Source organism: Alcaligenes parafaecalis, assembly GCF_026344135.1.
GTDB classification, from domain to species: Bacteria; Pseudomonadota; Gammaproteobacteria; order Burkholderiales; family Burkholderiaceae_B; genus Alcaligenes; species Alcaligenes parafaecalis.
On sequence record NZ_JAPKNA010000002.1, the window covers coordinates 155,840 to 168,149 of the forward strand.

Genomic DNA, 12,310 nt, shown 5'->3' on the forward strand with positions numbered 1-12,310 from the left:
TAGAATATTCCATGTTGATAAATGCGGCATTCACATAGAACGACATGGAAATTCGCCAATTAGAAGCTTTTGCAGCGGTGATGTCCGCAGGTAGCGTTACCGCTGCCGGTCGACTGCTGGACCGCTCTCAGCCCGTGGTTAGCCGCCAGATCCAGGAGTTGGAACAGGAACTGGGTTTCAGATTGTTTACCCGTACCCGGCCGCAGGTCACCTTGACCGAGCAAGGGCGCGAATTCTATCTGGAAGCCCGGCCTGTACTGATGAATCTGGAGGTGCTGCAAAGCCGTGCACTGGAAATCGCCCGTGGGGGTCTGCGACCCCTGCGTATCGTGGCGACCCATGCTCTGGCTATAGGCTTGTTGCCGCAAGCTCTGGGCATCATGGAACAGCACGATCCAGCCTTCAAGCAAAAGCTGATTATTGATACGGTGAAACCGGAAGAAGTCGTGCAAGCCATCGACGAAGGGCGGGCAGATCTGGCGGTGACCAGTCTGCCGCTGGACATTGATGGTTGCACCTTGCATTGGTCCGGGCAAAGTCCCTGCTTGCTGGGCATGTCCGTTAACCATTCTTTGGCGAAACAGGAGCTGGTGCGTCTTAGCGATATTCAAGGCACACCCTTGATCTCGGTGCAGAACCGCCACCGCCTGCGTCATACCCTGGCTACAGCCTTGTTGCGTGCCAGCCCGGAATCACCGGAAGAGATTCGTCATATCGAGGTTGCCTCCTCGTTGGAGGGTTTGGTGCTGGCCAGCCAGGGTGTGGGTGTGTCGCTGATCGACCCCTTCACCGCCCACGGTCTGCCACTGCCCAATGTGGTGCTGCGCCCGATTGATATTCACGTGCCGTATATGGTTGGCGTGGTGTCCTTGCGATCTCGCGAACTGCGTCCCGATGCGCAGCGTCTGGTCGAAGCCATGCGGCAATATGTGCTGCAATTCATCCCGCGCTTTGTGCTGGGGGATGACACGGGCTTGCCAAGCACGCAGGACCCGTTCGATTCGCTGTAATCAGGCGGGGACTGCCAGGTTTTTCCCGCAACGTGCCCGCCTTTTGCAGCATCAAGGAATCATGGCGTAGGCCACAACTTCCAGCTTCATGCCCGGCTCCACCAAGGCCGCAACGCCAACACTGGCGCGGTTGGGGAAGGGGGCGGAGAAAAACTCCCTGTACACCTTGTCGATGATGTCCATGTCGGCAACATCAGTCATGTAGATCAGCACTTGGGTGACACTTTCCAGACTGCCACCCGCCGCTTGCGTGGCCCGCTGCATATTGGCAAAAGTCAGGCGGGCTTGCTGCTCGATGCTTCCCGTATCGATGCTGCCGTCCGGGCGCACAGGCCCGTTCACCATGAACAGCATTTCCCCTTTGGCTTTGACTGCCCAGGAAAACGCTTGCTTCAGGGGCGGCAGCCCGACGTCGACAACTTGTTTCATCACTTGCTCCGAGTAGAGGTGACCGGCAAGGACGCAAAGAGCGCGTGCGTGGCATCGCCCAAGCGGGTGTTGGGACGAGCTAGGTCAAGAATGACATCGAAGTGGTTGCGTGCTGGCATTTCGATGGGGGGCAGATACTGGGCACCGAGTGTGTTCAGCGCATCGGCAAAAGCCTGGCTCTGGCGCTTGAACTCCGAGGTTTCGATTTCTCCCCAACTGATGATGGTGGGCGGAAAACCCGTCAGATCAAGCAGTTGAGGGCTGATCGCCTGTGCACTCCCCACGTCCAGGGACAGTGCCTCATTGATGCTGGTGCCAATCAGGGCTTGCAGCTCGTAAATGCCTGAAACCAGCACTGCCGCGGCGGGCGCGCCTACAGGCAAATCCGCATCATCCTTCCACCCACGCAAGCAGCACATGGCCGCCAGATGCGCCCCGGCAGAGCTGCCGGAAACGACGATGCGCTGCGGGTCAAAGCCCAGTTCTTCACCGTGTTGATGCAGCCAGCGTAGAGCCTTGCGGCATTCCAGCACCATGTCGTGGACAGAGGCTTGCGGTGCCAGGGTGTAATCGATGGCGGCAAAGGCGATGCCCGCCTCGTTGCAGTCCGGGGCCGAGAACAAAGAGGAGGCCTTGGACAGCTCCTGCCAGTAGCCGCCATGAATAAACAGGAGCAGCGGCGGGAGGGATTCCGAGTCACCACGTTCCGGTAAAAAGAGGTCGAGCTTATGCGCTGCCGCGCTGCCATAGGCAAGCTCGACATGCCGAGAGGCGCTTTTCAAAGCGGCTGCGCTGAGCGTGGCGTATTGCTCAATGTAAGGCGCATAGTTTCCGCCTATACAGGAGCTTGGCGAGTATTCACGCTCTCGTTCTTGGGCCGACAGTGAGTCCTTGGGAGCGTGCATCACAGCGCGGTCCGAACTGTCCAGATCTCGGGGAACAGCACAACGTCCAGCATCTTGCGCAGATAGCTGACGCCACCGGTGCCGCCAGTGCCACGTTTGAAGCCAATAACGCGTTCGACCGTAGTGACATGGCGGAAACGCCACAGACGGAATGCGTCCTCAATATCGGTCAGTTTCTCGCCAAGCTGGTACAGATCCCAGTGAGCATAGGGGTCACGATAAACCTGCAGCCATGCGGCTTCGACTTCGGGGCTGGCGACGTAGGGCTGCGTCCAGTCACGATCCAGGTAATTTGCAGGAATATCAAAGCCTTGGCGTGCCAGCAAACGCAGCGACTCGTCATAAAGCGAAGGGGCGCGGTAGGCTGCCTCAACTTGGCTCAGCAGGTCGGGCCGGTGTGCATGGGGCTTGAGCATGGCGGCGTTCTTGTTGCCCAGGGCAAACTCAATACATCGATACTGCGCGCTTTGGAAACCACTGGAGCTAGCCAGATACGGCCGCATGGCGGTGTATTCCGGCGGGGTCATTGTGGACAGGACGGTCCAGGCGCTGACCAGTTGTTCCATGATGCGCGAGACACGCGCCAGCATTTTGAAGCTGTCGGCGTAGCGGTCAGCGGCGACGGAGGCGGTAGCGGCGTTCAGCTCGTGCAGCATCAGTTTCATCCAGAGCTCGCTGGTCTGGTGCTGGATGATGAACAACATCTCGTCATGGGCAGGCGATAGTGGATGCTGGGCGCCCAGCACCTCGTCCAGGTGCAGGTAATCGCCATAGCTCATGGATTGGCTGAAATCCAACTGCGCCTTTTCTTCCGAAACAATGCGCTCTGTCTCGCCGACGCCTTGGTCAGCCGATGCTTTGGAAGCATTCATTTATTCTGTCTCCCGTACGTTAATAATGGCGTTTGTGATATGCCGAACATTATCGTGTGTTAGAGCCTGGCATGCGTATATTGCCTGATGTCACCAGTATTTTTTGCGCTTCAGGGGATAGCCGCTGGGCGCTGTGTTTGCCGCCCATGATGGGCAGGCAGGGTGGGGTCAACCGGGTAGATGCTGCCAGGGCAAAGATGGGATTTGTCTGTGGTTTCTTAAGCAAATCCCACTTAAATTTATGCGTTGATCTTATGTATTTAAGGGAGTTGTGCCAAGCTGTTTTTCGTGGACGCATAATTTTTTCTCTAAATTTCCAAAAATGGATTTTTTTATGCAAATAGAACTGGATGAGGTGGACCGCAGCTTGTTGGCTGAACTGCAGCGAAATGCCCGGCTCACAACAAGCGAGCTGGCTCAAAAAGTGGGCATTTCGCAGTCGCCTTGCTGGCGTCGAATTCGGCGCATGGAAGAATCCGGGCTGATTGCAGGCTACCAGGCCAGGCTGGATCGTCGCGGCTTGGGGTATGGGGTGGTGGCCTTTGTCAGCATCAGTGTGGACTTTCAAAACGAAGCGCGCTCGGTGGAATTTGTTGAGGCTGTACGCGATATTCCCGAGGTGGTGATGTGCCATGGCATTGCCGGTCCAGCCGATTTCTTGCTGATGGTCGTTGCCAAAGATCTTGATAGCTATTCCGAGCTGCTGCAGCGCAAATTGCATCGCTTGCCGGGTGTTCGGCAGGCTCAAACCAGCTTTTCTTTGCAAGAATTCAAAGGTCTGAATGAGCTGCCTATTCCGGCGGCAAGCGGCGCGATTGCTTGATTTGGTGCCGTACTAATCGGGGTGCGCGGATAGGCAAAAATGCCTGCCAAGCCGCGTATCCCCAGTGCAGGCGCTAAGGGTTTGCTCTGATTTGTTGTTGGCGAAGTCCGTCCTTAGAATTGATCAAAAATCACAAATCTTTGGTCGAATTCACTTTGTGACGGAACTTAATGAAACATTCAGACGCTGTCAGCACAAGCGCTCCGCTTGAGGCTTTTCAACCCATCGTTCGGCAATCGGTGAACGAAGCGGTCTACCAAGCCTTACGCAATAAGTTGATGCATGGCGAGTACCGTGCGGGCCAAGTTCTTGGCATCCAGTACCTGGCTGATGCGCTGGGTACCAGCACCATGCCTGTGCGTGAAGCGCTCCGCCGTCTTGTGGCGCAGCAGGGCCTGGAGCCCTTGCCCAACGGCACGACCCGAGTTCCCCTGATCACCAAAGCGTGTCTGAGCGATATTCGCCGCGCCCGCGTTTTGATTGAAGGCACCGTCACCGAATGGGCTGGCCCTCATCTCACCCCGGCTTTGCTGGATCAGCTTGAAGGGCTGGCACGAGAAATCACACAAGAGCGCCGCACGCCCAAAGGCGTTGCCAGCAGCCTTGAGAAAAACCGCATCTTTCATTTCACAATTTACGGGGCGGCCCAGTCGCCCGTCATGCTCGCCATGATCGAGAGCTTGTGGCTGCAGTCTGGCGCCTATCTGCGTGAAACCCGCGAGCTGCTGCATAACAAGGACTCCGCCGATCAGTTGCATGAGTCCACCGTAAAAGCACTGCGCGCCGGGAATTTCACCCAGGCACGTCAATACATTCAGGAAGATGTTTCCTGGGTATTTGACCGCCTGGATCTTGCCGATTAAATCGACCTTTCAACTACTCCTCACCACCAAAGACCATGCTAAAAAAACATAGATCAAAAGCAGTGACCGAGGGCGTGACCCGCACCCCACACCGTGCCTTTTTGCGTGCTACCGGCTTGGACGACGACGATCTCGACAAGTCGATGGTCGCCATCATTGGCACTGCCGGAGACAACACCCCTTGCTCCAAATCCCTGGGTCCTCAAGCCGATAGCGTGCGCCTGGGCGTTGCTCAAGGTGGCGGCGTCCCCGTCATGATGAACACGATTTCCGTGTCCGACGGCACCTCCATGAACCACGCTGGCATGCGCATGAGCCTGGTCTCGCGCGAGATGATTGCCGACAGTATGGAAATAGCCGTGCGTGGCCATGCCTATGACGCTTTGGTCGGTTTGGGCGGCTGCGACAAGACGCTGCCTGGCACCCTGATGGCCATGGCGCGACTCAACGTCCCCTCGGTCTTCATTTACGGTGGTTCCATGTTGCCGGGCTACTCGCCCGACGGTACTGAGAACACGGTGCTTACCGCCATTGAAGGCGTGGGTCGCTACCAGACTGGCGCGATTTCACTGGAACAGTTGCACGGCATCGAACGTACCTGTGCCATGACTGTCGGCTCCTGTCCGGGTCAGTTCACGGCCAATACCATGGGTATGGTGGCAGAGGCCTTGGGCCTGTCCTTTCTGGGTTCTTCGACCACCCCGGCGGTATACAGCCAACGTCATGCGCTGGCTCGCCGTGCGGGTCGACGTGTAATGGAAATTCTGGCTAACGGTGGTCCACTGCCGCGCGATCTCATCACACGCAAGAGTCTGGAAAACGCCACTGCGGCTGTCGCCGCCACCGGCGGATCGACCAACGTGGCCCTGCATATTCCCGCCATTGCGCACGAAGTGGGCATTCGTTTCACTACGGACGATATGGCTGAGGTGTTCAACCGCACGCCATTGATTGCCGATTTGCAGCCCGGTGGCCGCTATCTGGCACGGGATCTGGATGTGATCGGCGGGGTGCCCGTGGTATTTAAGGCGCTGCTGAAAAGCGGCCACTTGCACGGCGATGCACTGACCATTACGGGCGAAACCCTGGCAGAGGCTCTGGAGAGTTTCCCCGATGTGGATGGCCGCATCGTGCGCAGCAGTGATCAGCCTATTCATGCTTCGGGTGGTCTGGTCGTGTTGAAGGGCAATCTGTGCCCTGACGGCGCCTTGCTGAAGATTGCTGGCTTGAAGTCTCTTGTGTTTGACGGGCGCGCCCGCGTTTTTGAAACCGAAGAAGACTGTATGGCGGTGGTGTCCAAGCAGGCCTATGAGGCTGGCGACGTACTGATTATCCGTAACGAAGGCCCCAAAGGCGGCCCCGGCATGCGCGAAATGTTAAGCGTCACCGCAGCGATCTATGGTCATGGCAATGGCGAGAAAGTAGCGCTGCTGACTGACGGCCGTTTTTCGGGTGCGACACGCGGCATGTGTATCGGCTATGCCAGCCCCGAAGCGGCGGCAGGCGGGAATATCGGTCTGGTGCGCGACGGTGATCGCATCACCATCGACGCCACACAAAGCAGCATGCAATTGCATGTGTCGGATGAAGAGCTGGCTGTACGCCGGGCGCAATGGAAGCCTTATCTGCGAGACCGTCTGGCCGGTGCTTTGGAAAAATACGCACGCCTGGTTGGACCAACCAATGAAGGGGCGGTGACCCATTCTGGTGCTGCCGAGTGGCCGCAAGAACAGCTTGAGGATGTATAAGATGAAACTCGGTTTTTGCGGTTTAGGATTGATGGGCGCTGCGATGGTGCAGCGTCTGCTCAAGGCGGGCCACGAGGTTAAAGTCTGGAATCGTTCCAGAGAAAAGGCGGAGCCGCTGGCGGCTTTGGGTGCTCAGGTTGTGGGTACTCCACGCGAGGCTGCTGAAGGCGCGGATGGCGTCCTGTTATGCCTGTTCGATGCCAAGGCGGCAGAGGCCGTGGTCTTTGGTGCTGACGGGGTTGCTCAGGCAGCGGGGCTTAAATGGGTGGTGGATCATTCCAGCATCGATCCCGAAGCAACGCGCCGCCTGGCCACTCGTCTGGCGCAAAACGGCGGGGCTGACTGGATCGATGCCCCAGTCTCCGGCGGTATTCCTGGTGTGGAGGCCGGTACGCTGGCCATCATGGCAGGCGGTAGTGAAACTCATATGCCAGAAGCCGAGGCGGCGATGCGTGCCTATGCAGGCAACATCACGCATATGGGGCCTTCCGGTGCCGGGCAGGCGACCAAGTTATGCAATCAGGCCATCGTTGCCACTTCGATTGCGGCGCTGGCTGAAGCGATTGGTTTTGCCCAACGCAATAACATCAATGTAGACAAGCTGGCACCCGCGCTGGCGGGCGGCTGGGCAGATTCCAAGCCTTTGCAGATCTTCGCCCCACGCATGATAGAAGCGCAGGCAAAAAGCATCGGTGCGCTGTCCACCATGCTCAAGGATGTCGACACCCTTATCGCCAATGCTCAACAGAGTGGTGCGCCTATGCCGGTTGCGGCCAGCGTGCAGCAAATGCTGCGTGTCGCTAGCGCCATGGGTCTGGGGCAGGCCGAAGTCTCTGCCGTGGTCAGCGTGGTTCTACCCGAGCAGCGCGACGCCTTCCTTCGACAGATAGACGCGTAAGACAGGCGGCCCCATGCAACTATCCGCTAATCTCAGTTGGTTGTATCGGCATCTGGACTGGAGCGAACGCTTTGAGGCAGCGGCGGCCGATGGTTTTCAGGGCGTCGAGATTTTGCTGCCCTATGACTATCCTCCCGCTTGGTATGCCAAACAGCTTCAGGCTGCCAAGCTGGATCTGACTCTGATCAATACGCCTATCGGCGAGGGGACGGGCAGGCTGGGCTGGGCGGCGATTCCTGAGGCACAGCCGCAGTTCCGGGAAGCCTTTGATCGTGCTCGCGCGGTGGCGCAGGCAGCAGGGTGCCGTCGCATCCATGTGATGGCCGGGTATGTGAGCGGTTTGGAGCAGGAGGATTGCCTGGCCACACTGCTCAATAATCTGGAACATGCCCTGGCCTTGGCCGAAGCCGATGATCTGGTGCTGACGCTGGAAGCGCTGAACCGTAGCGACATGGCGGGGTATTTTTATCACCTGCCCGAGCAGGCGATAGCGGTGCTTAAGCATTTCAATAACCCGCGTCTGCGGCTGCAATTTGATTACTACCACTGCGTCAAAGAAAGCCTGGATGTGCCTGCCAGTGTTGCAGCTTGCGCTCCCTGGATTGGGTATGTGCAGATTGCTGGTGCGGATGGGCGTTATGAGCCTGATCTGAGCCAGGATGGTTTGCTGGAAGGCGTAGCGGCCTTGCCCACCTTGGGTTACGACGGCTGGTTGGGCTGCGAGTATCAGCCTCGCGGCCTACCGGCAGAGGGCTTGTCCTGGTGCCAGCCTTTGCAGGATCGAGGGGTGCTGAATACGGCACGTCGTCGCGATGCTGCGGCTTGCTTTCAGACTGCCGGGAGGTAAGCCATGAACCATGTCTTGATTACCGGCGCCAACGGTTATATCGGCCAGGCATTAGCCTGTGCGATGGCCAAACGTCTTGCCGCCAATGAAATTCAAAGCCTGACGCTGACTGATCTGGCCTTTGAAGATCAACCCTATCACCACACGCCCGGCCTGCGCTGCATCAGTGGAGACTTGTCTGACAAGGCCGTCCTGGAGCAGGTTCTGACGCCTGCGCCAGATACGGTTTTTCACCTGGCCTCGGTGACCAGTCGCTTGGCCGAAGAAAACTTCGCATTGGGTTTGCGCGTCAATATAGACGGCACGATAGGCTTGTTGGAGCACTTGCGCGAACAAGGGCAGTGCCCCGTCGTGGTGTATGCAAGCAGTATCGGCGTCTTTGGTACGCCGCTGCCCAAGCAAGTGGACGACGACACCGCCGTCGCACCTACCTTAAGTTATGGCACACAGAAACGGATGGTGGAGCTGCTGCTGGCCGATTACAGCCGCCGGGGGTTTCTGGACAGTCGCTCGGTTCGCCTTCCCACCGTGGTCGCCAGACCCATGACGGCCGAAACAGCCTTGTCTTCCTTTGCCAGTTCCTTGATTCACGCCCTGGCCGCAGGCAGTCCCTACGATTGCCCCATCGGACCTCAGGGCTGGATCTGGCTGCTTTCTTTACCCGCTTGCATCCAGCATCTTCAGATGGCTGCAAGACTTGAAACAACCCGGCTTCCTGCCGGGCGGGTGTGGAACCTTCCCGCCCAGCGCCTCCAGGTCGCAGACCTGGTTCAGGCAGCGAAATCCCGCTATGGCTTGGGGGCCGATGCGGGCTTGCGCTTCCAGTCCAACCCACAGTTTGACCAGCAGTTTGCCCAGTGGCCGCCTTTGACAACGGCAATCGCCACGCAATTGGGTATGCATCATGACGGCGATGTGACGACCTTGATTGAACAGGCCCTTGTCTCCTGAGTGGCCCACTTAACTATACCTATAACGATCTACCACCAAAAAAGGATTTCCCCATGAAGAACCGATGGATTTCTCGCCTGTTGGGTATGGCCTTGACCAGCCTGGCTGTGGCGGCTGGCCCCGCAAAAGCGGACAAGCCTGTAGAGCTGACTTTCTCTGCCTGGATTCCGCAAACGCATATTCTGGTGGCCAACTTCATGAAGCCCTGGGCCAAAGAGGTGGAGCAGGCCACAGAAGGGCGCGTCAAGATCAACTTCCTGACCAAAGCGGTGACCAACCCGGTCGGGCATCTGGATGCGGTCCGCAATGGCATTGTGGATCTGGCCTTTATTTCTTACTCCTATTACCCCGGCAACTTCGATCTGATGAAGTTCGCCATGTTGCCTTTTTCCGGCAATAGCGCCGAGTCCACGTCGCTGGCGGCCTGGGATATTTACAGCAAGTACCTGCAAGATGCCAAAGAGCATCGCGGTATCAAGTTGCTGGGCCTGTATGGTCACGGCCCAGGCAGTGTCTACACGACACAGAAACAGGTACAGACCATTGATGATTTTGATGGGCTGAAGCTGCGCATTGGTGGTGGCATGCAGGCTGACTTGTCCAAGGCACTCAAGGTCAACGCGGTTGTGAAACCTGCTTCGGAGTCGTACGAACTCTTGAGCACTGGTGTGGTGGACGGAGTTCTGTTCCCACCCGAGTCTGTTGCTTCCTTCCGCCTGGACACGGTGGTCAAGCACGCGACGGTTTTCCCCGGCGGTCTTTATGCCGATCTGCACGGCATCATCATGAACCCGGCAGCCTTCGATCGTCTGTCTGAAAAAGACCGGGAGATCCTGATGAGTCTTTCGGGTGAGCACATTGCACGCTTGGGTGGCAAGGCCTGGGGCGACGCCGATGTGGCCGCCATGAAAGTTCTGGAGGAACACAATGTGCAGTTTCATCCCGCCAGTGAAGAACTGATCGCTGCCGTCAAAGAGCGTACTGCGTCATTTGAACAGGCGTGGCTGGATGCGGCCAAGGCCAAGGGCATAGACGGGCCTGCTGTATTGGCAGAGTTTCGTGCCGACCTTAAAGCGCGGGAAAGCGGTAACTGATTAGCGCATCCAGACTGTCTTGAACCTGCTGTGCGCCCTGTGCGCCAGCAGTCCCGGAGCTACAAATCATGAACTCCCTTCTCTCTTTATTAAGAGCAGGTCTTCGGCGTCTGACGGAGTTATGCATGGTCTCCTTGGCCTTGCTGACTTTGCTTGACGTATTAGGGCGCTACATTTTCAACGTATCGGTCATGGGGGCCGTGGAGCTGACTGAAATACTGATGGTCGGTGTCATCTTCTGCGGCATTGTGTTTGCCACGATGGAGCGCGAACACGTGGTGGTTGATCTGGTGCCCATCCCAGGTGGAGAGAAGGGCGCCCGTGTCGTTCATGTCTCCAGCCACTTGCTGGCGGCAGGGATCAGCGCCTTGTTGGCAATGGTTAGCTGGACGCAAGCCGAGTCGGCTGCCGAGTACGCCGACCAGACTACCTTGCTGGGGCTGCCACTGGCTCCGGTTGTTTATTTCATGAGCATCATGCTGTTCGTCAACACAATCGTGGAGTTGGGTCAGCTTCGACGTGACCTGTGCACAGACACGGCACATCTGGAAGAAGAGGCAAAGAATGACTGAAGCACTCATTGGCTTTGCAGCCATGCTCCTCCTGATCTTCCTGCGCGTGCCGGTGGCATTTTCCATGGCTTTAGTGGGGTTCATTGGCGTGGGCATCATGCGTAACTGGCCCTCTGCCTATGCCATGACCGGTGCGGTCGTGCGTGAAAGCGGTTTTCAGTATCTGTTGTCGGTACTGCCGCTGTTTATCTTGATGGGTAATTTCATTACTCAAGCCAAGTTGTCCAAAGAACTGTATGCCGCGGCCTATGCGTTCCTGGGTCACCGAAAAGGTGGGCTGGCCATGTCCACCGTGGTGGCCTGTGGCGGCTTTGGTGCAGTGTGCGGTTCCAGTCTGGCGACGGCAGCCACCATGTCCAAAGTGGCTTACCCGGAAATGCGCAGGCTGGGTTATAGCCGTGCGCTGGCCTCCGGCTCGATTGCGGCGGGTGGCACGCTGGGCATTCTGATTCCGCCTTCTATCGTCATGGTGGTCTATGCGATTCTGACTGAACAAAGCATAGGCAAGATGTTTGCCGCCGGTATTTTGCCGGGCCTGCTGGCCATCATTTTTTATCTGCTGGCGGTGCGCTGGACGATCTGGCGTGACCCCAATGCGGGGCCTCCCGGTGAACGCATGAGCTGGAAAGAGCGTCTGCATGCTTTGCGGGATGTCTGGGGTGTGCTGGTGCTGTTCATCATCGTCATGGGCGGTATCTATGGCGGGATCTTCAGCTCTACCGAGGCAGCCGGGATCGGCGCTTGCGGTGCCTTCCTGTTTGCGCTGCTGCGTGGTCGTTTGACCTGGCAGATCCTCTCCAATGTTCTGGTGGAGTCGGCTCGCACCACGGGCATGCTGTTCATGGTGCTGATCGGGGCTTTGCTGTTTTCCAGCTTCATCAACTTCACCTCCATGCCTGGCGACTTGCAAGACTGGGTGCAGCAGTTCGACATGAGTCCCATCGTGGTGATTCTGCTGATCTGCGCGATCTACATCGTGCTGGGCAGTGTGCTGGAGAGCATGTCCATGGTCTTGCTGACCGTGCCTATCTTCTACCCGCTGGTGCAGCACCTGGGCTTTGACCTGATCTGGTTCGGCATCATCGTGGTGGTGGTCACGGAAATCAGCTTCATCACACCGCCCGTGGGCATGAACGTGATGGTTCTGAAAAGCCTGCTGCCCGATGTGAAGATGAGCACGCTGTATCGCGGTGTTATCCCCTTTGTGGTGGCTGATGTGTTTCGCCTGGCTGTGCTCTTGGCCTTCCCGGTTATCTCGCTGCTCTTGCCCAAATATCTTGGATAAAAACGGATTCGCA

13 protein-coding genes are annotated in these 12,310 nt (G+C 57.6%); 10 read left to right on the forward strand and 3 right to left on the reverse strand.

Annotated elements, in window-relative coordinates; all coding sequences use genetic code 11:
• Positions 1-44 precede the first annotated feature (44 nt).
• Entirely contained in the window at positions 45-1,010 is a 966-nt protein-coding gene (locus tag OSH09_RS07650) for a LysR family transcriptional regulator (RefSeq protein WP_266120631.1), read from the forward strand.
• A 51-nt stretch (positions 1,011-1,061) separates the two neighbouring features.
• On the opposite strand, the gene OSH09_RS07655 is transcribed toward OSH09_RS07650, so the two are convergent.
• The 3 genes from OSH09_RS07655 to kynA are packed head-to-tail and all read right to left on the reverse strand — an operon-like array spanning position 1,062 to position 3,216.
• Positions 1,062-1,439 (reverse strand): RidA family protein, encoded by a 378-nt coding sequence (locus OSH09_RS07655; protein ID WP_266120632.1) that lies wholly within the window; start codon positions 1,437-1,439, stop codon positions 1,062-1,064.
• Positions 1,439-2,344, reverse strand: coding sequence for an alpha/beta hydrolase (locus OSH09_RS07660; RefSeq protein WP_266120633.1), 906 nt, complete (start codon positions 2,342-2,344; stop codon positions 1,439-1,441). The genes OSH09_RS07655 and OSH09_RS07660 overlap by 1 nt, the downstream gene beginning before the upstream one ends.
• Positions 2,344-3,216, reverse strand: coding sequence for a tryptophan 2,3-dioxygenase (gene kynA / locus OSH09_RS07665; protein WP_207872494.1), 873 nt, complete (start codon positions 3,214-3,216; stop codon positions 2,344-2,346). The genes OSH09_RS07660 and kynA overlap by 1 nt, the downstream gene beginning before the upstream one ends.
• Before the next feature lie 334 nt (positions 3,217-3,550).
• Between kynA and OSH09_RS07670 the strand changes: the two genes are divergently transcribed.
• From OSH09_RS07670 to OSH09_RS07710, 9 genes are all read left to right on the forward strand, one after another.
• The gene (locus tag OSH09_RS07670; protein ID WP_207872493.1) at positions 3,551-4,039 is read left to right on the forward strand and encodes an Lrp/AsnC family transcriptional regulator; all 489 of its coding nucleotides are present in this window, start codon (positions 3,551-3,553) and stop codon (positions 4,037-4,039) included.
• A 170-nt stretch (positions 4,040-4,209) separates the two neighbouring features.
• Positions 4,210-4,902, forward strand: a complete 693-nt coding sequence (locus OSH09_RS07675; RefSeq protein ID WP_207872492.1) for a GntR family transcriptional regulator — start codon at positions 4,210-4,212, stop codon at positions 4,900-4,902.
• A 35-nt stretch (positions 4,903-4,937) separates the two neighbouring features.
• Positions 4,938-6,650, forward strand: coding sequence for a dihydroxy-acid dehydratase (gene ilvD / locus OSH09_RS07680; RefSeq protein ID WP_207872491.1), 1,713 nt, complete (start codon positions 4,938-4,940; stop codon positions 6,648-6,650).
• A gap of 1 nt (position 6,651) precedes the next feature.
• Entirely contained in the window at positions 6,652-7,548 is an 897-nt protein-coding gene (locus OSH09_RS07685) for an NAD(P)-dependent oxidoreductase (RefSeq protein WP_266120634.1), read from the forward strand.
• Positions 7,549-7,561: 13 nt separating this feature from the next.
• Positions 7,562-8,395, forward strand: a complete 834-nt coding sequence (locus OSH09_RS07690) for a hydroxypyruvate isomerase family protein (RefSeq protein WP_266120635.1) — start codon at positions 7,562-7,564, stop codon at positions 8,393-8,395.
• A 3-nt stretch (positions 8,396-8,398) separates the two neighbouring features.
• A complete protein-coding gene (locus OSH09_RS07695) occupies positions 8,399-9,346 on the forward strand; it encodes an NAD-dependent epimerase/dehydratase family protein (RefSeq protein ID WP_207872488.1) in 948 nt (315 codons plus the stop codon).
• Between the two features lie 53 nt (positions 9,347-9,399).
• Positions 9,400-10,440 (forward strand): TRAP transporter substrate-binding protein, encoded by a 1,041-nt coding sequence (locus tag OSH09_RS07700; RefSeq protein ID WP_266120636.1) that lies wholly within the window; start codon positions 9,400-9,402, stop codon positions 10,438-10,440.
• 68 nt (positions 10,441-10,508) lie between these two features.
• The gene (locus tag OSH09_RS07705; protein ID WP_243430167.1) at positions 10,509-11,012 is read left to right on the forward strand and encodes a TRAP transporter small permease; all 504 of its coding nucleotides are present in this window, start codon (positions 10,509-10,511) and stop codon (positions 11,010-11,012) included.
• Positions 11,005-12,297, forward strand: a complete 1,293-nt coding sequence (locus OSH09_RS07710) for a TRAP transporter large permease (protein ID WP_266120637.1) — start codon at positions 11,005-11,007, stop codon at positions 12,295-12,297. Before OSH09_RS07705 ends, OSH09_RS07710 begins: the two co-directional genes overlap by 8 nt.
• Positions 12,298-12,310 lie beyond the last annotated feature (13 nt).